The following is a 22,835-nucleotide window of genomic DNA, read 5'->3' on the forward strand; positions in this document are numbered from 1 at the left end:
TTCTTTAAGACGTTTTGACGCCAGAAGCGGGGAGCAGGGGTTGTTTGGCGGATGTTATCTGATCGGTGACCGTGGGGACGACCTGATCAAGTGCAATCTCTTGCGTATGCCGATTGAGGCGGTCGACCAGCTCGACCTTTCCTTCCGCAACTCCGCGTCCGATGTTGATTCGGTAGGGGATGCCGATGAGGTCGGCGTCCTTGAACTTCACCCCGGCACGCTCGTCGCGGTCGTCCAGCAGGACGTCGAGACCCGCCCCGCTAAGATCGGCGGCGACCTTTTCTCCGGCGGCCTGAAGGTTGGCGTCGGCCGTATTGGTGATGGTTACCACCACCTGAAAGGGTGCGATGGCGGGATGCAGGGCAAAGGCCGCACCGTCATTGGCTGCGGCAGAGCTCTCGATGGCGGCGGTAAGAATCCGCTCGATGCCGATGCCGTAGCTTCCCATGATCGGGGTAACTTCTTTGCCGTCGCGATTGAGCACCGAAGCGCCCATCGATTTCGAATACTTGTAGCCAAGCTTGAAGATGTGTCCGATCTCCACCGCCTTACCGATGCGGAGCGGGGAGCCGTCGATAGGGCAGCCTTCGCCTTCGATCACATTGCGCATGTCAGCAACCAGCGTCGGCTTGAAGTCGCGCATCGGAGTCACATTGCGAAGGTGATACTCCTCCTTGTTTGCACCGGCGATCAGGTTCGTGCGGCCCTCGAGTGCTTTATCGAGAATCACCAGTGTCCCCGGCTTCTTCGGATGGGGTGCTGCCTCAACTCCAATCGGGCCCAGATATCCCGCAGGAGCCTTGAAGACTTCGACGATCTCTTCCAGCGTCATGGGACGCAACTCACCGCCTGCCAGGCTGGAGAGCTTCGTCTCGTTGAGCGTGTGATCTCCGCGAAGGAAGACCACGACAGGACGCAGCGCACCCAGCTTCGCGTGATCTGCCTCGGGCAAAGCTGCCATATAGGCCATCGTCTTCATCTGGCACTGAGGTTGAACCTTCAGGAAGGCTCCAACCTCCTCGATAGTCCGCTGGCCTGGAGTATGTACCAGTTCGGGCTGTCCATCGCCGATAGGGTCGAGATCCTCCACGGGTTCGAGACGGCTGGTGGCCTTCTCAAGATTCGCTGCATACCCCGAGGCTGAGCTGGCGATCAGGTCTTCGCCAGCGTCGGTGTACACCATGAACTCCTGCGAGGCTGAGCCTCCCATGGCGCCCGAGTCCGCTTCAACAGCGACAAACTCGAGTCCGCAGCGCGAGAAGATGGCGCGATATGCCTTGTCGTGTTTGGTATAGCTCTCGTCCAGTCCCGCCTCGTCGATATCGAACGAATAGGCGTCTTTCATGATGAACTGGCGCACGCGCAGCAGACCCGACTTGGGGCGTGGTTCATCCCGGAATTTGGTCTGGATCTGATACCAGATCTGCGGCAGCTGCTTATAGCTGCGCAGCTCGTTCCGCGCGATGGAGGTCATCACCTCTTCGTGCGTCATACCCAGGCACAGGTCGGCTCCCTTGCGATCCTTCAGGCGGAACATGTTGTCGCCCATCACGGTCCAGCGTCCCGACTCCTCCCAGATCTCGCGAGGGTTCAGCGCAGGCAGCAGAAACTCCTGGCCGATCCTGTCCATCTCCTCCCGCACGATCGCAACGATCTTGTTGATCGATCGGTTGCCGAGGAAGAGATAACTATAGATACCCGCACCAAGCTGACGAATGTATCCGGCACGGAGAAGCAGCTTGTGGCTGGCGACCTCTGCGTCGGCAGGGGCTTCACGAAGGGTGGGGATAAAGAGCTGAGACCAGCGTTGCATGCGTTCTAGATAACCTTCCGATCAGGATTCTCTCCTGATGTATTCCGTTATTTTACCGTCCACGGTCGCTAATTACAGAAAGCAGGCGATTTGTAGACCGTTCCATCTCTTTCTGTCGCGGGAACTGAGTTGAAGAATGTTTGATGCGAGCCAGGAATCGCCAAAAGCAGATTCGCTGCGGGGGTTTATCTGGACTTTGCCGGTTTGGCGCTCGAAGAATCAGGCAAGCAGTCGGTAGCGGCATTTTCGCGGATGCCCCTTGCGATAGATGACGCAGGTTTCAGGCACATCGACGATCTCGATAAACTCCGCTCCGGCGAGCTCGAGTGTTCGGCGTGACGCCAGATTCTCCGGATCGCACGTAATCCACAGCGCGTCCATCCCGATCTGGTGCGCAAGGGGAAGCAGCAGCCGAACTGCCCGGGCAGCGTAATGGTGTCCACGGTGCTCGGGCAGAACCCCATACCCGATGTGGCCGGCGTACTGCTCAATGTGGGGCGTCGATCCAAGACTCAGCCGGATGTTTCCCAACACCTCATGCGTCTCGCGATGAACCATTCGAAACTGATAGGTAGGCACCAGGTGCGCGGGGTGAGCTTCGAAGCGAAGCAGGTCCAGTGCGAGGTCGCCATCGCAGAGAAGGCCCGGGGTGACCGGCATCGACAGATCCATCCGCTCATCCATAAGGTTTTCAGGATCCCCAGATCAAGGTTTTCAAAATCCTCAGATCAACTCGAGCGTCCAGAGATCATGCAGGTGGAGAACACCCTCTGCCCTGCCAGACGGAGCCGTGACGATCAGAGAGGTGATCTTCTTCTCCTCCATCAGCGCCAGCGCCGAAGAGGCGAACGCTTCCGCGTCGATGGTGACGGGATGCGGGTTCATGATCTCGCCGGCCGTGTGCTCCAACGCCCGGCCGCCGTCCCGCTCCAGAAGGCGTCGCAGATCTCCATCGGAGATCATCCCCAGCAGGTCTCCCTTCTCGTTCAACACCGTCGTCATGCCCAGCTTTCTCCGCGACATCTCATAGATCACTTGGGGCATCGGCGTCGATGCGAGCACGCGAGGCAGGGCATCGCCGGAGTGCATCAGCTCGGCAACGCGGGCCAGACGCTTGCCCAGCCGCCCTCCCGGATGCAGGTCTGCGAAGTCTTCCGCCTTCCATCCACGGCGGCGGCTTACCTCTAGCGCGAGCGCGTCGCCGAGTGCAAGCATCACGGTGGTGGAGGCGGTTGGCGCGAGGTTGTGCGGGCAGGCCTCTGCGGAGACGCTCGTGTCCAGGGCTACGTCGCTGGCTGCGGCAAGGGTCGAGGAGAGATTCCCCGAGAACGTAATCAGCTTGTCGGCCAGCCGCTTCAGCAGCGGAAGCAGCCGCAACAGCTCTTCGGTCTCGCCGCTGGCGGAAAGAGCGATGACGGTGTCTCCATGGGAGAGCATGCCGAGATCACCGTGAACGGCCTCGGCCGGGTGAAGATAGTTCGCCGGGCTTCCGGTGGAACGCAGCGTTGCTGCTATTTTGCGGGCGATGATGCCACTCTTTCCAATCCCGGTGACGATGATGCGATTCTGTCCGGCGAGCGCACCCAGCAGCAGATCCGCCGCCTGCGTGAAGGCTGGCAGCATCGGTCCGTCGAGCCGCAGCGATAGCTCCAGCAGGGCGCGGGCCTCAATCCGTACATACTCCGAGGGAAGAGTGTGGTCTGCGGAGGTAAGGGGAACATCTGACATGGTTCTGGACCTTTCCGATGCTAGCAGAGCCGGTCCTCACCGCCCCTGTGACCGGCCTTCGGCGCTTTCCGTCTAAACTAGGAAGACAGGCTCGACGGGCAGCAGGTATGTGCTGCATAGGACACGAGCGAAAGGAAGCTGGGACGTGATGCGGCGAGCGTTGGTTCTTGGTGTGATGATTTTGGGAGTTGCGCTGCTGTTGTGGGCGGGATGGCACAACCTGCGCGAGCGCAAGCTGGCGATGCAGAAGGCGCGGGAGAATCAGGTTGTCCTGATTCCCGAGAAACAGGGGCAGGCTGGCTCCGAGGGTGAAGACGAGCTCGCCCCCAAGATGCGCGGCAAAAAGGCGCCTGCCTTTGTGCTGACCAGCCTCGAAGGCAAAAAGGTTTCCCTGGCCGATTACAAGGGGCGCCCCGTGCTGGTGAACTTCTGGGCCACCTGGTGCGGTCCCTGCAAGGTCGAGATGCCATGGTTCGAGGAGTTGCGGAAGCAGTATGCCGCACAGGGATTTGAGATTCTCGGTCTTGCCGATGATGCCGATGCAGGCAAGGACGCCATCGCGAAGGTTGCGCAGCGAACGGGAGTAACCTACCCCATCCTGTTGACAGATGGAAAGGTGCAGACTGCCTATGGCGGCCTCGATGTTCTCCCGATGTCGTTCTATGTCGATCGCAATGGGGTGATCGTGGAACAGACCGCCGGTCTGGGATCGAAGGACCAGATCGAGGCGAACATCAGGAAGACCATCGCATCGGGCGGCGTAGCCCAGGCGGGTGGGCAGTGATTCGGGCTATCTCACTCCGGGCGCTGCTTGTCTTTGGGCTGGCATCGGGTTGCGCTTTAGCCCAGCAGGTGAACCTCTCTGCTCCTCCGGCAAAGACGAAGCAGTACGTAAGCTATGCGGCCGAAGAGCAGAACCTGTCGGCAGGGAAGAAGAGCGTCGTTGAGCTACGCTTCCATGTGACCGATGGGTTTCATGTCAACTCGCACACTCCAAAGTCAGAGTTGCTGATTCCCACCAAGCTGACCCTTGACCCCGCTCAAGGAGTAAAGGCTGCCGCAGCCGAATATCCGGCAGGCACAGCCTACAGCTTCAGCTTCGAACCCAACGAGAAGCTCGACGTCTATACGGGCGCCTTTACGGTAAAGGTCCCGGTTGTGGCGGAGGCGGGACCGCATACGGTCAACGGCGTGCTGCACTACCAGGCCTGCGACAATGCGGCCTGTTACCCGCCAAAGAGTCTTCCCGTGCAGGTGGTCGTTACTGCAAAGTAGCGCGCGAGGATTTCCTTGAGCAGCGCAGTTTTGCAATCCTGTTGCAATGGCATGATGGATCGAGAGGGCAAGCGGTAAGGCGATGGAAGAGTTTAGAAGACTGACCAGGCTCCCGGCGTATGTTTTCAACATCACCAGCGAACTGAAGGCAGCGGCACGCAAGCGAGGCGAAGACATCATCGACTTCGGGATGGGAAATCCCGACGGCGCGACTCCGAAGGCAATCGTCGACAAACTGATCGAGGCGGCCCAGAAGACCCAGACGCATCGCTACTCGCTCTCGCGCGGAATCCCGCGACTCAGGCGGGCGATCTCCAACTGGTACAAGACGCGCTACAACGTCGAGATTGATCCCGAGACCGAGGCGATCGTCACCATAGGCTCCAAGGAAGGCATCGCGCATCTCTGCCTCGCCGTGCTCGATGACGCCGATACCGTCGCGGTGCCCAATCCCAGCTACCCGATCCACATCTTCGGCCCGGTCATCGCGGGTTCGCGGGTGCAAAGCATTCCCGTCGCCGACGCCACCGCCGACGAGGTTCTCGCGCGTCTCGAAGACGAACTTCCGCGCATGGATCCGCGCCCGAAGATTCTCATCCTGAACTTTCCTTCCAACCCCACGGCGCAGTGCGTCGACCTCTCCTTCTTCGAGCGCATCGTCGCACTCTGCCGCGAGCTGGGCATCTATATCGTTCACGATCTCGCCTACGCGGACATCGTCTTCGACGGCTACCGCGCACCCAGCATCCTCGAGGTTGCTGGAGCGAAGGAGATCGCGGTTGAGTTCTTCACGCTGTCGAAGAGCTACAACATGCCCGGCTGGCGTGTGGGCTTCATGGTCGGCAATAAAAAACTGGTCGCCGCGCTTGGTCGCATCAAGAGCTACTTCGATTACGGGACCTTCACGCCGATCCAGGTCGCCTCCATCGCCGCCCTCGAAGGACCGCAGAATTGCGTGAAGGAGATCTGCGACAACTACAAGGCTCGCCGCGACGTCCTGGTCCCCGGGCTTAACAAGCTTGGCTGGCCGGTCGAGCTTCCGAAGGCGACGATGTTCGCTTGGGCGAAGATCCCCGAGCAGTACCGTGCACTCGGCTCCATCGAGTTCTCCAAAAAACTCCTCAACGAGGCCAAGGTCGCCGTCAGTCCGGGAGTTGGCTTTGGCGAACACGGTGACGGTCACGTCCGCTTCTCTCTCATCGAAAACGAGGAACGCACCCGTCAGGCCCTGCGTGGAATCAAGCAGATGTTCCGCAACGGTTAGCTTCAGTAGCGAAGGTCCCATGAAAAAGACGCTGCATCCCGAAGTCGAAGAGCTGATGAACAGCGTCCTGCGCAACGATCCGAACGCAGGCCCGCTTACCGTCGAGGACGTCCGTGCGGCGAATCTCACGACGGTGGAATTGCTGGGAGGTCCGGGAGAGGAGGTAGCGAAGGTCTGGAACAGCGTCGCTGAAACCAGCAGCGGACCGCTGGACCTGCGCTGGTATTCGCCTTTCGATGCGCAGGCAGATTCGCTGATTCTCTTCGTGCACGGCGGCGGGTGGGTCAGCGGCACCCTCGACTCCTACGACACCTTTTGCCGCGCTCTGGCGTTGCGTACCCGGCTTGTCGCCAGTCTCGCTTACTCGCTTTCGCCCGAGACCCGACACCCCCAGGCGATCCACGAAGTCGCCGACGTCATACAGAATGCGTGCACTCTAGCCGCAGAGGCCGGCCACACGATCCAACATCTGGTCGTGTGCGGAGACAGCGCGGGCGGCTTCCTGATCGCTAGCGCGATGCATCATCTAGCCGCGAGCGGCGCGCCTCTTCCTCAGGCCGCTCTCTTCCTCTATCCCATCGCCGACGTGTCCATGCAATACGACAGCTACAAGACCTTTGCCTCCGGCTATCAGTTAACCGCGGAGAAGATGCAATGGTATTGGGCTCAGTATCTGGGCGAGGAGATCTCCTCGGCCGCCGAGCAGGCCGATCCCTATCTTGCCCCATTGAGATCGCCGCTCCTTCACCGGTTCCCGCGCTCGATGGTCATCACCGTGGAGTTTGATCCGCTTCGCGATGAAGGCATCGAGCTCGTACAGCAACTGTCGGATGCGGGTGTTTCGGTAGAACACATCGAGATCCCAGGCCAGATCCACGGCTTCCTTCGATTCCGCAAAGCCCTGACCGACTCCGTTTGGGGCCCCGATGCCGTGATGGAACGGATCGGAAGCTTCCTCAACGGTCAGGACCGAAACTAGAAGCTGTGGACTATCAATTGCTTCCTATACCCCATGTTTTCAATTAGATGTAGCCAATAGTTGATGCTGGCCGTAGATGCGGCTAGGCATGCTCCGTTTGCGATCTCAGCGAAGGGGTAAAGCATCTGATTCCGCGATCGTTACGATTTCGTCACTATGATTTCATTCCGGAGTATCATGATATGGTGCCGAAATACTCGATCGTTGTTCCGTTTCATAACGAAGAAGACAATGTAACTACGCTTTATGACCGCCTGAAGGCAGTGATGGAGCACATCGGCGAGACCTTCGAGCTCGTCTTCGTTGACGACGGTTCACGCGATCGCACCTACCGCTTGCTGGAAGAGATCGCTGCTGTCGACTCGCGCGTTCTGGTCATCAAGCTACGCCGTAACTTCGGCCAAACCTCGGCTCTCGCTGCTGGTTTCGATCACGCCCAGGGCGAATTTATCCTGGCCATGGACGGAGACCTCCAGCACTCTCCCGATGAAATCCCCAACTTCCTCGCCAAGCTTGAGGAGGGCTACGACGTCGTCAGCGGATGGCGCGCCCAGCGCGGCGACAACTTCATCATGCGCCGCATTCCTTCCCGCGCAGCCAACTGGCTGATGGCGACGCTCAGCGGCGTCAACATCCACGACTTCGGCACGACGTTCAAGGCGTATCGCCGCGAGGTCATCCACAACATTCCGCTCTACGGGGAGATGCATCGTTTCATCCCGGCGCTCGCGTCCTGGTACGGCGCCAGCATCTGCGAGATTCCCATCTCCAATCCTAAGCGTGAGTTCGGAAAGAGCCACTACGGCATCTCGCGAACCTTCCGCGTCTTCTTCGACCTGCTCACCATCCGCTTCCTGCTGAAGTACATGACGCGGCCCCTGCACTTCTTTGGAACCATCGGTACTCTCAGCGCGTTCGGCGGTTCCGCTCTCGCCGCCTGGCTTCTGATCCTGAAGCTGCTCACCGGCCAGCCGGTGATGGATCTGCACGGCCCGCTCTTCGTCGTGGCCGGAGTTCTGATTCTCGCAGGCGTGCAGATGATCGGCATCGGTCTGCTCGGGGAGCTGCAGGTGCGTCACTTTCATACCGCATCGCACCGCGCGCCTTACGCTGTGGACCGCATCCTGCGGCTGCGTTCTGAAGAGAGCTTGTTGCAGTAGAGGAACGTTCCCTCGATCACTCCTGAGCGTGGAAGCACTTTTACAAAGAAATTAGACGCTTCATCTGTGAATTCAGGTAGAGTGTTGGGGCTATCGGGCCGGCACCTCTGCGGAGGCCGGTCTGGCGTTCGAAGGTGAGCCCGGAGGAAGGAATGTCAGCCCACTACGAGTTGAAGCCTGCAGCGAATCATCAGTTCCTCTTCAATCTCAAGGCCGTCAACGGCGAGATCATTCTGGCCAGCGAAACGTACACCTCAAAAAGCGCCGCTCTCGATGGCATCGAATCCGTCAGGAAGAACTCTCTTTGCGACGAGCGATTCGAGCGCAAGACGTCCAGCCATTCACAGCCGTATTTTTTGCTCAAAGCCGGAAACCACGAGGTCATCGGCAAAAGTGAGACGTACACCTCAGATGGCGCCCGCGAGAAGGGCATCCAGTCGGTCAAAAAGAATGGGCCAGTAGCTACCCTCAACGATCTGACCTGATCCTTCGCGTCCGTTTCGCTCTTCCATCCCTGTGGAGAGAGAGAGACGATGCCTTACCTGCGTCTCTGAGCCCGAACCCTGCCTGCTATCCTCGTGAAACGAATCACGAGACGAGGCATCGAATCTCCATGCAGGCTATTCAGATTCTCCAGCACGGCGGCCCTGAGGTTCTTCAGTTCATCGATCTTCCCACACCCACTCCCGGCCCGGGCCAGGCTCTCATTCGTATTGAGGCCGCCGGCGTCAACTTTATCGACACGTACCTGCGCGAGGGACGTTACGCCGCCACTCTGCCGTATACGCTCGGCCAGGAGGCCGCCGGCATTATCATTGCGCTCGGTGAAGACACTGCCGCGAGCGGTTTCAAGGTCGGCGATCGCGTCGCCTGGACGACCTTTCCCGGAACCTATGCCCAGCTCGCCGTAGCTCCGGTCGCTCTGCTCGTCCATGTGCCTGCGGACGTAACCTCTCAGCAGGCCGCCGCCGCCATGCTGCAGGGCATGACGGCGCACTACCTCGCTCATTCCACCTACCCCATCCGCCCCGGCGATGAGGTTCTCATCCATGCCGGCGCAGGCGGAGTCGGCCTCCTGCTCACCCAGATGGCCAAGGCGCTTGGTGCCCGTGTCTTCACCACGGTCTCCAACGAGGAAAAAGCCGAGCTGTCCCGTTCCGCCGGAGCCGACGAGGTCATCCTCTACACCCAGGAGGACTTTGCCGTCGCGGTCAAGAAGCTGGCGCCCGCCGGCCTCCACGCCGTCTACGACTCTGTCGGCAAGACCACCTTTGATAAATCCCTCTCGCTTCTTCGCACGCGTGGAACCATGGTGCTTTTCGGAGGCTCCAGCGGAGCCGTTCCTCCGTTCGATCTCATCCGTCTCGCGCAGATGGGCTCGCTCTATGTCACCCGCCCAAAACTCAATGACTACATCGCCACGCGCAAAGACCTTGAGCAGCGTGCAGACGACGTTCTCGGCTCCATCGCGGACGGCACACTCACGCTTCGCATCGAGCATATCTATCCTCTTTCGGACGCTGCCCACGCGCACAGAGATCTCGAGGGGCGCAAGACCACTGGAAAGCTCCTGCTCATTCCCTGAAAGGAGTCACGATGAAGTCCCTCCGAACGACCAACGTCCTGCTGGCAGCGATTGCGGTGCTCCTCCTCGCCCTTGTCCTCCGGCCCCTGCGCGCGCCCGACCCGGTCTACGCGCAATCGCCGGACACCGACTTCTTCTTCGAGCCCGGTGTCTTCCTCGTGCGCGGTCCGGATGACAGCCGGCAGGCCTATGCCAAGGTCGTCGTCGATCTACGGAACGGCCGGGTCTGGGGATTCCCCACCCTTACGCCTTTGCCTTACCCGTCCGATCCCGTCTACAACAAGCCGCAGACCTCGCATCCCTTTGAGCTGGGCCGCTTCGCCATCGAGGACACGAAAAAGTTCATTCCCGACGCCGTTACCCCGTAATCGTTTTGACTTCGTGCTTTCCGATACCGCACACTGGAAACGCGCATTAACCTGCGGCCACGCCGTTTCTATATACGGCAGGCCGCCTGAATTCATCTTGTTCCGCAATGAAATGCTCGGGAAGCGCGGTGAGATTCCGCCACTGCCCCGCAACTGTGATTCGCGCACACTCGCCTTAGCCGAGTGTGAATGCTGCCTGGCTCACTCCCACTGACCAATTCTCGGGAAGGGAACAGCCGTAAACTTGGCAGGCATGGAACGCGACAGTCAGGAGACCGGTTTCGTTGTCGCACAGCAGCCACGTTCCCGAGGGGGGAACGAGGAGTTTACCTACATGCACGTACCCGCGCGTTCGTCTGCGCTCTCGCCAGTCTTCCGTGTTCTCTCTCTTCTAGCGCTCCTTTCCTTTGCTGCCGTCTCCTCACGGGCTGTAATCGTTCGCGGCACTGTCACCGATCCGCTTGGTGCGGCCATTTCGGGCGCGCGCGTTCAACTCGTCCAGGGCAAGAGCGTTGCGGGTTCCGCTCTCAGCGGCCCCGATGGCTCGTTCGAGATCCGCAGCACCGGCTCCGGTCGCTTCCTCCTGCTCACCGCGGCGGCGACCTTCACTCCCGGCATCGGACAAAGCTTTTATGGTGGACGCACGGATGTGATCACCCGCAACGTTACCCTGGAGATCGCTTCCGTCACGGCGCAGATCACCGTCACTGCCACCGGAGTTCCCACGCCCATCCAGCAGGCCAGCTCCGCCATCAATCTCGTCCCGTTCTCCGCGCTTCAAACGCGTGTCGGAGTCGTCGACGATCTGCGTCAGTCGCCCGGCGTCGTCGCCGTGCAGACTGGTCAGTACGGCAGTGTCGGTTCGCTCTTCGTACGCGGCGGAAACTCCGATGCCAACAAGGTCATGATCGACGGAGTCACTTCGGAGGATATCGGGGGTCGCTTCGACTTCGGCACCGTCTCCTCTACGGCCCTCGATGGCTTCGAGCTCTACCGCGGTCCCAACAGCGTCCTCTACGGCTCCGACGCAATCGCCTCGGTCGTCAACTTCACCACGCCCCGAGGCGCGACCCTTCGCCCTGTCCTCAACTACTCGGGAGACGCGGGAAATTTTCATACCTGGCGCAATGAGGTCACCGTGGGAGGAGCGCACAGCCGTCTCGATTATTACGGAGCCTTCTCGCGTTTCGACTCCTCGAACGCCCTGCCTTTGTATCGGTATCACTCCTCCACCAGCGCGGCCAACATCGGCTACAACATCACGGCGAATACGACGCTGCGCTTTACTATCCGCAACGCCGTCTCTGCGACCGGGACTCCCAACGCGCACGACTTTTATGGTGTCTCTGCCGATGGAAAGCAATCGGATCAGGATCTGTACTCGGGCGCGACCGTCGAGAATCGCTACCATCGCTGGCACAACCTCGTTCGTTACGGCATTGCGCGTAAGCGCGAGCAGCTTGTGCTGTTTCAGCCCTCCGGCGAACTGCTGATGGTGCCCTCCTTCTTCGGCCCTTACCCGGACTACTTCGGCAATACGGTCACCATTCGCGGAGCAAATGGCTATACGGCTACAGGCCAGGCCTCCTTCCTCGCCGGCACAACCTTTCCGAATGGAAACGATCAATCGTCGCTTCGAGACGAGCTGTACTTCCAGTCCGATTACACCTTCTCGCCACATCTCATCGGTCTCTTCGGCTTTCGTTACGAGGATGAGCGCGGCTCTTCCAACAATCCCACCTTCTTCTCCTTCGACACCACCAAGCGGACCAACTACCAGTACACCCTGCAATTCCAGGGCGACTTCTTCAATCGTGTGTTCTACTCACTCGGCGGAGCTATCGAGCGTAACAACCTCTACGGCACTGCAGGCACTCCCCGCTTTGGTATCGCCTGGGTTCCCGTGCGCCCCAGCAACCAGTTCCTGCATGGAACGAAGATCCGCGCCAACGCCGCCACCGGCGTACAGGAGCCCTCGCTCTCCTCTGAATTCAACTCGCTTTACAAGCAACTCGCCGACGCGGGCGAGACGGACCTGATCACGGCTTACAACGTTCGTCCCATCCAGGCCCTGCGCTCCCGCACCTTTGACGTTGGTGTCGATCAAAACATCCTCAACCAGAAGCTCATTCTCAAGGCCGGTTACTTCCACAACCAGTTCAGCCACCAGCTTGACTTCATCGATCCCGGCACGCTGCTCAACGTCTTCGGTATCGACATCACCAAGACCAATCTCTTCGGCGCGCTTCTGAACACCCTTGCCTTCCGCGCCCAGGGCTTCGAAGGCGAGCTTCAGTTCGCCCCTACCACCCATATCATGATGCGCGGCGGATACACCTATATGGCATCGCTGGTGGAGCAGTCCTTCTCCACCGACGCCGCGGCCAATGGAACCTCTGCCGAGAATCCCAATCTTCCCGGTGTGCCCATCGGATCCTCCTATCCTCTCGTCGGCCAGCGCCCCTTCCGCCGCCCGCCGCAGACGGGCTTCTTCGCCGCGCAGTACACGACGACGAAGTTCTCCGCCGCGCTCAAGGGGGCCTTCGCCAGCCGCTCCGATGACTCGACCTTCCTCTCCTTCGCTGATACCCAGGGCGGCAACACCCTGCTCCTGCCCAACCGCAACGTCGACTTCGGCTATGCCAAGCTCGACGCTTATGGAACCTACCAGGCGAGCCGTCGTGTCTCCGTCTTCGCTGAGCTGGGCAATCTTCTCTCGCAGCAGCACATCGGCCCTATCGGTTATCCGGCGCTTCCATTCACCTTCCGCACCGGCCTCAAAGTGCGGGTCGGCGGCGACTAGAGATCCCTGTCAAGCGACAAACACGCAGAAGTTGATGAAGAGACGAGGCTTACGCGGTGCCGATTAGTTCGGCTCCAAGGACTAAAATGGAAAGAGAAGCAGGAAGGCTTCGGGATATTCCCGAAGCCCTCCTGCTGTGCGCCATCAGCCATGCAACGCTTAGTCAAGGTGTCATCCTGAGCGGAGCCTCTCGCGGTCTCATCGCGAGAGGCGCAGTCGAAGGATCTGCGTTCCTCTTTTATCCCAAAGGACTTGGCTGCAATCTCTGAGCCGGAAGTACCCGTCTAAGTTCAATTTTTCGAAGACTTTGCGCAAAATATACCGGAGGGGATCGGAGTCGAAGATCGGGCCAGCGCGTCTAATCGAGAGGGAAAGGAAACAGGGAATGACCATCCGGAACGTCTTATTTGCAACTGCACTTTTTGCTTCACCCACCCTCTACGCTCAGGAGGGACCCACCCCCACCCAGGCGATTATTACCTTGGATACGAAGGCACCTCAGCCACTCACCACGCAGAACCTCAAGGCTAAGGTCAATAATCACAATACCCAGCTCACCGAGGTCACCCCGGTCAAGCCGAACGGCACCCAGATTGCCCTTCTGATCGACGACGGCCTTCGCACCTCGGTCGGACGCCAACTTTCGGACATTAGCAAGTTCATCAAATCGCTGCCGGAAGGCACAGAGATCTTCGTTGGCTACATGCAGAACGGAAGAGTTGTGCCGCAGCAGCCCTTCACCACCGATTACCAGGCTGCCGCTGGCAATCTCCGTCTTCCCATGGGTACGCCTGGCCTCAGTGCCAGCCCCTACTTCTGCCTCTCGGACTTCGTGAAACACTGGCCCAGCGGTCCCAGCTCCGAAGGCGCGCTCCTCTCGCCAAAGGCCCGCTTCATCATCATGCTGACCAATGGTGTCGACCCCTATAACGGCAGCGTCAGCCCCCTGAATCAGAACAGCCCGTATGTCGATACCGCGATCCACGACGCACAAAGGGCAGGCGTGCCGGTCTACTCCATCTACTACGGCAACTCAGGCCTCCGCGGAGGCGCGGCCAGCTTCAGCGGCCAAAGCTATCTGGCAAAGCTCGCTGACGAGACCGGGGGGACGGCTTACTTCGAAGGGCTGGGCAATCCAGTTTCGCTCTCACCTTTCTTCGAACAGTTCCGGAAATCGATCGCGGAGAGCTTTGTCGCGACCTTCCCGGCGACGGTAAAGAAAAACGACCTCATCGAGCTGAAGCTCTCAACCAGTCTGAAGTCCACAAAGCTGCAGGCCCCTCGCTACATCCGCCCGGGCACGCGCGTTCTCCCGGACCAACCGGGCAGCTAGCCTAGCGTGATGCCAGCCGCCTTATAGATCGACTGGATGTGCTGCATATCCTTCAGGCCCTCTTCGCCGGGCGTATCCGGAGTTCGATTCTCTCGGATACACCGGCTGAAGTGGTCGATCTGTCGGGTGAATTGCTTGGGATCTGGCTCAGGGTTCCTCTCGTCGATCTTTGTGGCCGGAGCGTTGCGATCGTTCCGATAGTTCGCCGTCAGATGCAGCCCCTCGTAGCCGAACTCATCGACCTCCAGCCAGCCCTTCGAACCGAATACCTTGTAATATCCCGGCATCGAAGCGCCGTAAGTCGTCGTGCAACTGGCCACTGCGCCCGAGGGAAACTTCATCGTCCATGCGAGGTTCTCCTCGACTCCCTGGAACCGGCCGTCGTGGTCCGGCGTGGTGGCGACGGCGGTAAAGGCGACAGGCTCTTCGCCGGTGAGATAGCGAGTGGCATTCAAAGAGTAGACGCCGACGTCCATCAGAGGGCCGCCGCCTCCTAGGGCGTGGGTGGAGCGCCACTCATTGGGCGCAATGTTGAAACCGTTGGCGCTATCGATCGCCTCAACCTTGCCGATCGCGCCATCGCGGATCATCTTGATGGTCTTCAGCGTCAGCGGTTCGTAGTGAAGCCGATACGCGATCATCAACTTGACGTTGGCAGCCTTGCAGGCAGAGATCATCGCTTCGCACTCCGCGACGGAGATGGCCATCGGCTTTTCGCACAACACATGCTTTCCTGCCTTGGCTGACCTGCTCGTGTACTCCGCATGCATGCTGTTCGGCAGACAGACGATGACAGCATCAATCGCCTTGTTCTCGCGGATGCGGTCCATATCCTCATAGCTGTAGATCGAGATCTTCGGAACGCCATACTGCGCAGCGATCTTCTCTGCCTTATCACGGTGTCCGCTCACCAGGGCGGTAACGGTCGAGGTCGAGCTTTGCGCAATACCTCTCATGTGATGATCTGCGATGCGGCCCAGGCCGATAACGCAGTAGCCGATCTTTTTCTGCTCACTCTGTCCAAGTACAGGAACCGTTGAAAAGGCATGCGCCGCAAATCCAAGTGCACCCAGCCTGGAAAACTCTCTTCGTGAGATGGTCATCGCGCTCCGCGTTCTGTTTTATTCAACTTCGGTTGCGCGATAAGGATAAGTGGATTCGCCAGAAAAGGAAAAGGTCCAGCTGTGTGAGAGTGGTGGTCGTTTTGAGCAAATCCCGTTTTTATCGGGCGATAGCGAGACAAAAGCAAAAGGCCTCGGAGAGGCTCCGAGGCCTTTTGCTGCGCCGCAAGGCGCGTTTCGCTGTCCGCGAAGGACTAGTACATGCCGTCCATGCCGCCGCCGTGGTTGTGTCCGCCGGCCGAGGCTTCCTTCTTCTCCGGAATCTCGGAGATCATGGCCTCGGTGGTGAGCATCAGGCCTGCGATCGAAGCCGCGTTCTGCAGCGCAGTACGCGTGACCTTGGTCGGGTCGATGACGCCAGCCTTCACCAGGTCCTCGTAGGCGCCGGTTCCGGCGTTGTAGCCGAAGTTGGGCTCCTTCGATTCGTGGATCTTGCCGATCACAACCGCACCCTCTTCGCCGGCGTTCGAGACGATCATGCGAAGCGGCTCTTCGATAGCGCGACGAATGATCGAAGCACCGATCTTCTCATCGCCCTCGAGCGACTTGATGACTTCGTCGACAGCGGACGAAGCGCGAACCAGCGCGACGCCGCCGCCTGGGACGATGCCCTCTTCGACAGCTGCGCGGGTCGCGTGCATTGCGTCCTCGACACGGGCCTTCTTCTCCTTCATCTCGGTCTCGGTTGCAGCTCCGACCTTGATGACGGCGACGCCGCCGACCAGCTTCGCAAGACGTTCCTGCAGCTTCTCGCGGTCGTAGTCAGAGGTGGTCTTGTCGATCTGCGCGCGAATCTCCTTCACGCGGCCCTCGATCTCGGCTCCCTTGCCGCCGCCATCGATGATGGTGGTGTTGTCCTTGTCGATGGTGATGCGCTTGGCAGTGCCCAGGTCCTCAATCTTGACGCTCTCGAGCTTGATGCCGAGGTCCTCGGTGACGGCCTTGCCGCCGGTCAGGATCGCGATGTCCTGCAGCATCGCCTTGCGGCGATCGCCGAAGCCCGGAGCCTTGACGGCCGCGACGTTCAGCGTGCCACGCAGCTTGTTGACGACCAGGGTCGCCAGCGCTTCGCCGTCCACGTCCTCAGCGATGATGAGGAGGGGCTTGGCCGTGCGGGCGATCTGCTCGAGCAGCGGGAGCAGGTCCTTCATCGAGGAGATCTTCTTCTCGTAGATGAGGATGTAGGGGTTCTCGAGAGCAGCTTCCATGCGCTCCGCGTCGGTGACGAAGTAGGGCGAGAGGTAGCCGCGGTCGAACTGCATGCCCTCGACTACCTCGAGCTGCGTCTCCATGGTGCGCGACTCTTCGACCGTGATCACGCCGTCCTTGCCGACCTTCTTCATCGCCTCGGCGATGATGGTGCCGATCTGCTCGTCCGAGTTGGCTGAGATGGTTCCAACCTGTGCGATCATGTCGCCCGAGACGGGCTTGGACAGCTTGCTGAGCGAGCCGCCTACCGCAACGCCGTTCGCATCGCGCTTGCCGACGATAGCCTCAACGGCCTTGTCGATGCCGCGCTTCAGCGCCATCGGGTTTGCACCGGCAGCGACGGTCTTGACGCCCTCGCGGTAGATCGCCTGGGCCAGAACGGTGGCGGTGGTGGTGCCGTCGCCGGCAACGTCGGAGGTCTTCGAAGCAACCTCACGCACCATCTGCGCGCCCATGTTCTCAAGCGCATTGCCAAGCTCAATCTCCTTGGCGACGGTTACGCCGTCCTTGGTGATGGTGGGCGAACCGAACTTCTTCTCGATGACAACGTTGCGGCCCTTCGGGCCGAGCGTCACCTTGACTGCGTCAGCGAGCGTGTTGACGCCACGCAGGATCGCCTGACGCGAATCTTCTCCATGCAGAATCTGCTTTGCCATTTGTGTTGCTCCTATTTCCCGGCTCGTAAGCCGGTCAGAATTTATGAAGTTGCAGCGAAACCATCCGCTTTTACTTTTGCGTCTTGGTCGAGAGAACGCGGCGACGCCGCCTCCCGCCGCGACGCGCAGTCGCTACTTGAGGATGCCGAGGACTTCTTCTTCGCGCATGATCAGGAGCTCTTCGCCATCAAGCTTGATCTCGGTGCCGGAATACTTGCCGAAGAGGATCTGGTCGCCTGACTTGACGTCGAGCGGGAATACCTTGCCCTCGTCGTTCGATTTGCCCTTGCCCACAGAGATTACTTCGCCCTGTTGCGGCTTCTCTTTTGCTGTGTCCGGGATGATGATGCCGCCGCGGACGCTCTCGCCCTCTTCGATGCGGCGGACCAGAATGCGATCGTGCAGCGGTGTAAATGTCTTCGCCATTGCTTACGTCTCCTTGTTGCATTTGTTTTCCGAACAGGAAATCCCTGTTCAGGTTGAACTGCGCATCGGTGCAAGGGGAAAGGTTCTCCTATTGAACCGATGCAAGCTGTTGGAATTGCTTCCGTCCCATGCACCGCGCGTTCCAATGCGGACGCACTTCTTCAAATATCACAACGATCGGTTAGCACTCTATGCTTCCGATTGCTAACGATAGGGCAGTGCCTCTCTTGATGTCAACTGAGGAAGATTAAATATGAGTGAAAGTCACGCAAGAACAAGAGCGGCATCTACGGATGTCGCTAAAAATAAAGTGGATATAGGTAGCAGGCGTGGTTGTTCCTCGAATAGCTTGCTGGAGAAGCCCTCTCTTCTCGTTGTTTGTAATCAGCTTCCGCCAGGGGTTCCTCAGAATATTCAATAGTGAACGAAGATGTTCGAGAAGCGTAAAATAGCGCCATGATGTCGCGTCGTTTTTTACTGCTTCGCTTGATGCCGGTATGCCTTACCGTCGTGCTCGCTGCTTCCGGTCTGCTGGCACAGGATTCCCCCGTCCGCCGTGGACGCAAGTACAAGCCTCCTCCGGAGACCTCGAAGATCACCGTGCAGGTTTCGAAAAAGTTCAATGGCAAACCCCTCATGAACGCAGCCGTGATCTTCAATCCATTCAAGGATGGTAAAGATATTGGCAACCTCGAGCTAAAAACGGACCCTGACGGGAAGGCCACGATCGAAATCATTCCGACAGGTTCGCTGGTGCGGGTGCAGGTGATCGCGAATGGATTCGCTACCTTTGCCCAGGAATATCAGGTCGACGAATCTACCAGGGATATCACGATTGAGATGGTCCGTCCGCGCGAACAGGTCTCTGCCTATAAGGACAACACGGGTGACTCTTCATCCAGAAAATGGGGTGTGCAGGAGCCGGTCCGGCCCAAGCCTGCCGAGCAGAAGCCTGATCCCGGCAGCTCGTCGCAGTCCCCTGCGAAGACCGACTCGGCGCCTCCAGCGAATAACAACTCCCCGCAACAGACTTCTCCACAGCAGTAGTCCAGCGCATGAAGCTTCTTGCAGGAAAGGTCGCGTTGGTGACAGGTGCGGCAAAGCGGATTGGACGCGCGATTGCGCTTTCTCTCGCCGAGCACGGTGCTCGTGTGGCAATTACCTATCTTAGCTCGCAGCAGGAGGCGGACCAGACGATACGGGATCTTGCCGAGCAGGACGTTGAAGCTCTTGCGGTGCGCTGCGACCTTCGCGATCCCGAAGGAATTGACGAAGCACTCGCGGAGGTTATAAGCCAGTTTGGACGGCTCGACCTGGTTGTAAATAATGCGGGAGTGTTCGAGTCGGTCGCTCTCGAGGATATTTCGGTCGAACAATGGGATCGGATCTTCGCGACAAATACACGGGCGCCTTTTTTAGTTGCGCGAGCGGCACTTCCTCATCTTCGGGCCGTACAGGGAAGAATCGTGAACATCGGATCGCTTGGGGGGATGCACCCATGGGCGACCCATGGGCACTATTGCACATCCAAGGCCGCGCTGCACATGTTGTCAGAGACGATGGCGAAGGCCTGGGCGCCGGAGATCAGCGTGAACTGCGTGGCTCCGGGAATGATTGTTCAGGGAGAGATCGAAGAGGCCTACGAACATTTTGCGAGGAAGACGCCCATGCAGAGGAATGGAACGGCTGATGATGTTGCCGCTGCGGTTCTGTTCTTCGCCACTGCGCCGACATTTATTACGGGGCAGATCCTGACGGTCGACGGCGGCCTCGGTCTCAGCTAGCGGACTGGTCCGGTTCGATCTCCATGCCGAAGCGCGATAGCTCGCGCTTCTGCAGGTAGTAGTCGATAAAGAAGCCGATTCCGATGGCGAGTGGAATCAGTCCGACCGCAGCACCGGCGAGTACATCGTGTTCGTGAAGAATGGCTGCTAATGTGAGGAAAAAGAGAATCAGTCCAATGCCTGAGGAGACCAGGATGATGCCCGTACGTCGTGCAATGCTGAGGCTGCGGAGTGGATCTTTCGGGGCGTGCTCTTCGCTGCCCTTGCCGAGAACCTTCTCGATGTCTTCAAGCGACATGCCTCGGGCTAGCATGGCCATGCGCTGATCGGCGCGAACTCGCTTGTTGTTTGCATCAGACCAGATACCGGCGACGATGGCGACGATGGCGACGGCGAAAGCGCCGAGGGGGATGATAAACGGGGTTGCAAAGACTTCCATGATGGACCTCCCTTTCTGCCAGCGTTAGACAAATGCGATGCAATTAAGTTTCATTCTTCGTAGTGAAACTTTCGCAGTGCATCGAGGTCTAACGTTTTCTGTGAGTGCGGATCTCAGCTTCGAGCAGGTTGTGAGGGATAACCAGGCGATGGTGTTCCGAACGCTGTATCGGTTGACGGGGAGCCGCGAGCATCTGGAGGATCTGGCGCAGGAGGTCTTCCTTCGGCTCTATCGTTCGCTGCCGAACTTTCGGGGCGAATCGCTGGTGACAACCTATATCTATCGCATTGCGGTGAATGTTGCGCAGAATGAATGGAAGCGCAGAAAGCGTATGGACCGCCCGCTTGTCTCTATCTCTGAGGAGACAAGTGCGTGGGGGGAGCGATTGGAGCATCCGGATCGCAATGCCGAGCAGCAGATGGAAGAGCGCGAGTTTCGCCTGCGGTTGGAAGAGCATCTCAAGGACCTGAGCAACGTCGAGCGGACGGTGCTCGTCCTCTATCATCAGGAGGAACGCAGCTATGAGCAGATCGCGGCTGCGCTCGGCATGCCGATTGGGACGATCAGGACGCATCTGCATAGAGGAAGGAAGAAGCTTCGCGAACGGCTGCAGGAGAGGAGCGCGGCATGTCCGGTGATGAAATGAACTCTGAACTGATGTCGGAACAGGGGACGCGTGAGATGGAGCAGCGAGTCCTGGATGCCCGGATCGTGCGTGAACTGGAGCGTGTGCCGGATGTTTCTCTTTCGATTCCTGCGGATTTTGCTGCTCGCGTCGCTGCGAAGGTTCCAGAACGGAAGACTGGGGTCGCTCCTGTCACCCATTACGGCCGCACCCTGATGGGAGTCAGCCTGGTGGTTCTATTGGTTGCGCTGGTGGTGCTGGCGGCGCGGGGTTTCGTAAGCTCTCCCATCGGGCTTATGGTCGAGTGGGGCCTTTGCATTCAGTTTCTTGTCCTCGCGGTCTGGATGGGGACGCAGCGCTGGAGATCGAATTAGCGGTTCGCTTTGTGTTGCGCGATGATGTCGAGAAAGAGCTGATGGACGCGGGTGTCGTGGCCTAGCTCCGGATGGAAGGTCGCGGCGAGCAGGTGGCCTTCGCGAACCAGGACCGGATGTTCCTCGCGATTCGCCAGGGTTTCGACCTCTTTGCCGGTGCGGGTGATCCGCGGGGCGCGGATGAAGACCATCTCAAGAGGATCGCCGGGGAGCTTTGACGCGGCGTGGAGAATGGTCGAATCGATCTGGCGGCCGTAGGAGTTGCGCTCGACGGTTACGTCGAGCGCTCCGAGGGACTTCTGTGTCGGATTGGTTACGTCCTTCGCCAGAAGGATGACGCCGGCGCAGGTTCCGAAGGTCGGCGTGGAGTGGACAAAGTCCTTCAGCACCTCGAAAAACCCGTGCTGCTCCAGAAACTTCAGCATCGTGGTGGATTCGCCGCCGGGCATGATGAGGCCGTCGATTCCGCCAAGATCAGACGGCAGGCGGATGAGCTTCGGGGTTGCGCCGAGCTTACGGAGGGTGCTCGCGTGCGCGTCGTAGGCTCCCTGGAGCGCCAGGACGCCGACGGTCAGGGCTTTCTGATCGGCGCCTGTCTCGTTGCTGTGTTCCGTCATTGCTCCCCCCGTACATATTTTGCGCAAAATATTCAAATAAAAGATCTTAGGCTGGTACCTGCCAGATGTTACCCAGGGGCTGCGGTATCGATTTTCGTCGAGGAGCCGGACTGGTTACTCTGGGAGGTCTTCTTTAAGTATAGAGAATTCGCCGAATCGATTCGGCAAGTGAAAGCAGTTTCTTTGCTTAGAGATAGAGCGATCGGGGCTTGACAAGGAATTTTTGACCGGAAAACGCAGGGTGCGCCGGCCGTTGGTTTATTGTGCGGCGAGGCGGAGAGACTACTGCGATTCTTCGCTTCGCTCAGAATGACGTGGGATATGAGTCTTCCATCTCGATTGCGGGTGATGCTGTGGGGAGGCGCAGGCATACTGTGCAGGAGGTCGCGGAAACAATTTGTGCAGGAGGTAGGGAAAGAATATGAACGGGATGGCCGTCTATCCGTGTCTTGAGGATCGAGTGGTGGTGGTTACAGGCGGGGCGAGCGGGATTGGAGAGGCGATCGTCGAAGGATTCGCCGGGCAGGGCGCACGGGTGGCGTTTCTCGACATTCAGGATGATGCGGCGGAGCAGTTGATTGCCCGGCTCGCCACGAAAGGCCTGAAGGCTCCGGTCTATCACCGATGCGATCTTACGAAGACCGAGAGGCTGCAGGAGGTGGCATCGGCGATCTTGGCGCAGTTCGGGACGGTGGACGTGCTGGTGAACAATGCAGGGAACGACGCACGCCACACCATCGACGAGGTCACGCCGCAGAGCTGGGACGATACGATTGCAGTAAACCTGAAACACCAGTTCTTCATGACGCAGGCGATTGTGCCGGCGATGCGGAAGGCAGGGCGCGGCTCCATCATCAATATGGGGTCGATCAGTTGGGTGATCCCATCGACGAATGTGCCGGTGTATGTAACAGCGAAGGCTGCAATCGTGGGGATGACCCGGACGCTGGCCCATGAGCTTGGCCCGGACAATATTCGTGTGAACTGTGTGATGCCGGGCGCGGTTTCGACGGAGCGGCAGAAGAGGCTCTGGTTGACCGATGCCTATAAGGCGGAGATTCTGGCGAGGCAGGCTCTGAAGCGGCTGATTCTGCCCGAGGAAGTGGCGAGGCTAGTGCTGTTTCTGGCCGCGGAGGATAGCTCGGCGATTACCAACCAAAGCTATGTGATCGATGGGGGATGGGTATAGGGGGTCTCGGCTAAAGGGATTTCTGGCCGGTTGAAGCCGTGTCCTTAAGTAACGCGGTTCGAGCTTCTGCTCGAATTTCCCATTCAT

General features: G+C 59.2%; 24 protein-coding genes and 1 riboswitch. Of the genes, 16 read left to right on the forward strand and 8 right to left on the reverse strand.

What is annotated here, in order from left to right:
• Positions 1-4: 4 nt before the first annotated feature.
• The 3 genes from BDD14_RS23935 to BDD14_RS23945 all read right to left on the reverse strand — a co-directional run bounded on the left by BDD14_RS23935 (position 5) and on the right by BDD14_RS23945 (position 3,541).
• On the reverse strand, positions 5-1,813 hold the full coding sequence (locus BDD14_RS23935) for a proline--tRNA ligase (RefSeq protein WP_130421884.1): 1,809 nt from the start codon (positions 1,811-1,813) through the stop codon (positions 5-7).
• A gap of 219 nt (positions 1,814-2,032) precedes the next feature.
• The gene (locus BDD14_RS23940) at positions 2,033-2,485 is read right to left on the reverse strand and encodes a GNAT family N-acetyltransferase (protein WP_130421886.1); all 453 of its coding nucleotides are present in this window, start codon (positions 2,483-2,485) and stop codon (positions 2,033-2,035) included.
• A gap of 51 nt (positions 2,486-2,536) precedes the next feature.
• A complete protein-coding gene (locus BDD14_RS23945) occupies positions 2,537-3,541 on the reverse strand; it encodes a KpsF/GutQ family sugar-phosphate isomerase (RefSeq protein WP_130421888.1) in 1,005 nt (334 codons plus the stop codon).
• A gap of 148 nt (positions 3,542-3,689) precedes the next feature.
• Between BDD14_RS23945 and BDD14_RS23950 the strand changes: the two genes are divergently transcribed.
• From BDD14_RS23950 to BDD14_RS24000, 11 genes are all read left to right on the forward strand, one after another.
• Positions 3,690-4,325 carry a TlpA family protein disulfide reductase gene (locus BDD14_RS23950; protein WP_242618168.1) on the forward strand — a complete coding sequence of 212 codons (636 nt, stop codon included), beginning with the start codon at positions 3,690-3,692 and terminating at the stop codon, positions 4,323-4,325.
• On the forward strand, positions 4,322-4,816 hold the full coding sequence (locus tag BDD14_RS23955; RefSeq protein ID WP_130421890.1) for a protein-disulfide reductase DsbD domain-containing protein: 495 nt from the start codon (positions 4,322-4,324) through the stop codon (positions 4,814-4,816). Before BDD14_RS23950 ends, BDD14_RS23955 begins: the two co-directional genes overlap by 4 nt.
• Positions 4,817-4,898: 82 nt before the next feature.
• Positions 4,899-6,080, forward strand: coding sequence for an alanine transaminase (gene alaC / locus BDD14_RS23960; protein WP_130421892.1), 1,182 nt, complete (start codon positions 4,899-4,901; stop codon positions 6,078-6,080).
• A 19-nt stretch (positions 6,081-6,099) separates the two neighbouring features.
• Positions 6,100-7,059, forward strand: coding sequence for an alpha/beta hydrolase (locus tag BDD14_RS23965; RefSeq protein ID WP_130421894.1), 960 nt, complete (start codon positions 6,100-6,102; stop codon positions 7,057-7,059).
• 185 nt (positions 7,060-7,244) lie between these two features.
• Positions 7,245-8,219, forward strand: coding sequence for a glycosyltransferase family 2 protein (locus BDD14_RS23970; protein WP_130423559.1), 975 nt, complete (start codon positions 7,245-7,247; stop codon positions 8,217-8,219).
• Positions 8,220-8,371: 152 nt separating this feature from the next.
• The gene (locus BDD14_RS23975; protein WP_130421896.1) at positions 8,372-8,704 is read left to right on the forward strand and encodes a YegP family protein; all 333 of its coding nucleotides are present in this window, start codon (positions 8,372-8,374) and stop codon (positions 8,702-8,704) included.
• A 128-nt stretch (positions 8,705-8,832) separates the two neighbouring features.
• Positions 8,833-9,804 (forward strand): quinone oxidoreductase family protein, encoded by a 972-nt coding sequence (locus tag BDD14_RS23980; protein ID WP_130421898.1) that lies wholly within the window; start codon positions 8,833-8,835, stop codon positions 9,802-9,804.
• Positions 9,805-9,815: 11 nt separating this feature from the next.
• On the forward strand, positions 9,816-10,172 hold the full coding sequence (locus BDD14_RS23985) for a hypothetical protein (protein WP_130421900.1): 357 nt from the start codon (positions 9,816-9,818) through the stop codon (positions 10,170-10,172).
• Between the two features lie 93 nt (positions 10,173-10,265).
• Positions 10,266-10,470: riboswitch (cobalamin riboswitch) on the forward strand.
• A complete protein-coding gene (locus BDD14_RS23990) occupies positions 10,426-12,975 on the forward strand; it encodes a TonB-dependent receptor (RefSeq protein WP_423201765.1) in 2,550 nt (849 codons plus the stop codon). Its footprint overlaps the riboswitch before it by 45 nt.
• Before the next feature lie 86 nt (positions 12,976-13,061).
• A complete protein-coding gene (locus BDD14_RS23995; protein ID WP_130421904.1) occupies positions 13,062-13,244 on the forward strand; it encodes a hypothetical protein in 183 nt (60 codons plus the stop codon).
• A gap of 116 nt (positions 13,245-13,360) precedes the next feature.
• Positions 13,361-14,308: a vWA domain-containing protein gene (locus BDD14_RS24000; protein ID WP_130421906.1), complete on the forward strand. Its 948-nt coding sequence runs from the start codon at positions 13,361-13,363 to the stop codon at positions 14,306-14,308.
• On the opposite strand, the gene BDD14_RS24005 is transcribed toward BDD14_RS24000, so the two are convergent.
• The 3 genes from BDD14_RS24005 to BDD14_RS24015 form a co-directional block, all read right to left on the reverse strand.
• A complete protein-coding gene (locus BDD14_RS24005; protein WP_130421908.1) occupies positions 14,305-15,411 on the reverse strand; it encodes a Gfo/Idh/MocA family protein in 1,107 nt (368 codons plus the stop codon). The two genes, BDD14_RS24000 and BDD14_RS24005, sit on opposite strands and share 4 nt — an antisense overlap.
• Before the next feature lie 212 nt (positions 15,412-15,623).
• Complete coding sequence (gene groL / locus BDD14_RS24010) at positions 15,624-17,294, reverse strand: chaperonin GroEL (RefSeq protein WP_130421910.1); 1,671 nt, start codon at positions 17,292-17,294, stop codon at positions 15,624-15,626.
• A gap of 132 nt (positions 17,295-17,426) precedes the next feature.
• Positions 17,427-17,720 (reverse strand): co-chaperone GroES, encoded by a 294-nt coding sequence (locus BDD14_RS24015; protein WP_130421912.1) that lies wholly within the window; start codon positions 17,718-17,720, stop codon positions 17,427-17,429.
• 456 nt (positions 17,721-18,176) lie between these two features.
• Here BDD14_RS24015 and BDD14_RS24020 point away from each other — a divergent pair, with 456 nt between their 5' ends.
• Positions 18,177-18,767, forward strand: a complete 591-nt coding sequence (locus tag BDD14_RS24020) for a hypothetical protein (RefSeq protein WP_130421914.1) — start codon at positions 18,177-18,179, stop codon at positions 18,765-18,767.
• A gap of 8 nt (positions 18,768-18,775) precedes the next feature.
• Positions 18,776-19,504 (forward strand): SDR family NAD(P)-dependent oxidoreductase, encoded by a 729-nt coding sequence (locus BDD14_RS24025; protein ID WP_130421916.1) that lies wholly within the window; start codon positions 18,776-18,778, stop codon positions 19,502-19,504.
• Here BDD14_RS24025 and BDD14_RS24030 read toward each other — a convergent pair.
• Positions 19,497-19,943: a DUF6249 domain-containing protein gene (locus BDD14_RS24030; RefSeq protein ID WP_130421918.1), complete on the reverse strand. Its 447-nt coding sequence runs from the start codon at positions 19,941-19,943 to the stop codon at positions 19,497-19,499. The genes BDD14_RS24025 and BDD14_RS24030 overlap by 8 nt on opposite strands.
• Positions 19,944-20,043: 100 nt before the next feature.
• On the opposite strand from BDD14_RS24030, the gene BDD14_RS24035 reads away from it, so the two are divergent.
• Together BDD14_RS24035 and BDD14_RS24040 are read left to right on the forward strand one after the other, a co-directional pair.
• Positions 20,044-20,589, forward strand: a complete 546-nt coding sequence (locus BDD14_RS24035; protein ID WP_130421920.1) for an RNA polymerase sigma factor — start codon at positions 20,044-20,046, stop codon at positions 20,587-20,589.
• Positions 20,571-20,942: a hypothetical protein gene (locus BDD14_RS24040; protein WP_130421922.1), complete on the forward strand. Its 372-nt coding sequence runs from the start codon at positions 20,571-20,573 to the stop codon at positions 20,940-20,942. The genes BDD14_RS24035 and BDD14_RS24040 overlap by 19 nt, the downstream gene beginning before the upstream one ends.
• Here BDD14_RS24040 and pdxT read toward each other — a convergent pair.
• Entirely contained in the window at positions 20,939-21,559 is a 621-nt protein-coding gene (pdxT, locus tag BDD14_RS24045) for a pyridoxal 5'-phosphate synthase glutaminase subunit PdxT (RefSeq protein WP_130421924.1), read from the reverse strand. The two genes, BDD14_RS24040 and pdxT, sit on opposite strands and share 4 nt — an antisense overlap.
• A gap of 421 nt (positions 21,560-21,980) precedes the next feature.
• Between pdxT and BDD14_RS24050 the strand changes: the two genes are divergently transcribed.
• Positions 21,981-22,748 (forward strand): SDR family NAD(P)-dependent oxidoreductase, encoded by a 768-nt coding sequence (locus tag BDD14_RS24050; protein WP_165420221.1) that lies wholly within the window; start codon positions 21,981-21,983, stop codon positions 22,746-22,748.
• Positions 22,749-22,835: the final 87 nt, after the last annotated feature.

Source organism: Edaphobacter modestus, assembly GCF_004217555.1.
GTDB lineage: Bacteria > Acidobacteriota > Terriglobia > Terriglobales > Acidobacteriaceae > Edaphobacter > Edaphobacter modestus.

Excerpts from the sequence above, each read along its gene's own strand:
- BDD14_RS23935 (WP_130421884.1), bottom strand. The coding sequence starts at position 1,813 with ATGCAACGCTGGTCTCAGCTCTTTATCCCCACCCTTCGTGAAGCCCCT.
- BDD14_RS23940 (WP_130421886.1), bottom strand. The coding sequence starts at position 2,485 with ATGGATCTGTCGATGCCGGTCACCCCGGGCCTTCTCTGCGATGGCGAC.
- BDD14_RS23945 (WP_130421888.1), bottom strand. The coding sequence starts at position 3,541 with ATGTCAGATGTTCCCCTTACCTCCGCAGACCACACTCTTCCCTCGGAG.
- BDD14_RS23950 (WP_242618168.1), top strand. The coding sequence starts at position 3,690 with ATGCGGCGAGCGTTGGTTCTTGGTGTGATGATTTTGGGAGTTGCGCTG.
- alaC (WP_130421892.1), top strand. The coding sequence starts at position 4,899 with ATGGAAGAGTTTAGAAGACTGACCAGGCTCCCGGCGTATGTTTTCAAC.
- BDD14_RS23965 (WP_130421894.1), top strand. The coding sequence starts at position 6,100 with ATGAAAAAGACGCTGCATCCCGAAGTCGAAGAGCTGATGAACAGCGTC.
- BDD14_RS23975 (WP_130421896.1), top strand. The coding sequence starts at position 8,372 with ATGTCAGCCCACTACGAGTTGAAGCCTGCAGCGAATCATCAGTTCCTC.
- BDD14_RS23980 (WP_130421898.1), top strand. The coding sequence starts at position 8,833 with ATGCAGGCTATTCAGATTCTCCAGCACGGCGGCCCTGAGGTTCTTCAG.
- BDD14_RS23985 (WP_130421900.1), top strand. The coding sequence starts at position 9,816 with ATGAAGTCCCTCCGAACGACCAACGTCCTGCTGGCAGCGATTGCGGTG.
- BDD14_RS23990 (WP_423201765.1), top strand. The coding sequence starts at position 10,426 with ATGGAACGCGACAGTCAGGAGACCGGTTTCGTTGTCGCACAGCAGCCA.
- BDD14_RS23995 (WP_130421904.1), top strand. The coding sequence starts at position 13,062 with ATGGAAAGAGAAGCAGGAAGGCTTCGGGATATTCCCGAAGCCCTCCTG.
- BDD14_RS24000 (WP_130421906.1), top strand. The coding sequence starts at position 13,361 with ATGACCATCCGGAACGTCTTATTTGCAACTGCACTTTTTGCTTCACCC.
- BDD14_RS24005 (WP_130421908.1), bottom strand. The coding sequence starts at position 15,411 with ATGACCATCTCACGAAGAGAGTTTTCCAGGCTGGGTGCACTTGGATTT.
- groL (WP_130421910.1), bottom strand. The coding sequence starts at position 17,294 with ATGGCAAAGCAGATTCTGCATGGAGAAGATTCGCGTCAGGCGATCCTG.
- BDD14_RS24015 (WP_130421912.1), bottom strand. The coding sequence starts at position 17,720 with ATGGCGAAGACATTTACACCGCTGCACGATCGCATTCTGGTCCGCCGC.
- BDD14_RS24020 (WP_130421914.1), top strand. The coding sequence starts at position 18,177 with ATGATGTCGCGTCGTTTTTTACTGCTTCGCTTGATGCCGGTATGCCTT.
- BDD14_RS24025 (WP_130421916.1), top strand. The coding sequence starts at position 18,776 with ATGAAGCTTCTTGCAGGAAAGGTCGCGTTGGTGACAGGTGCGGCAAAG.
- BDD14_RS24030 (WP_130421918.1), bottom strand. The coding sequence starts at position 19,943 with ATGGAAGTCTTTGCAACCCCGTTTATCATCCCCCTCGGCGCTTTCGCC.
- BDD14_RS24040 (WP_130421922.1), top strand. The coding sequence starts at position 20,571 with ATGTCCGGTGATGAAATGAACTCTGAACTGATGTCGGAACAGGGGACG.
- pdxT (WP_130421924.1), bottom strand. The coding sequence starts at position 21,559 with ATGACGGAACACAGCAACGAGACAGGCGCCGATCAGAAAGCCCTGACC.
- BDD14_RS24050 (WP_165420221.1), top strand. The coding sequence starts at position 21,981 with ATGAACGGGATGGCCGTCTATCCGTGTCTTGAGGATCGAGTGGTGGTG.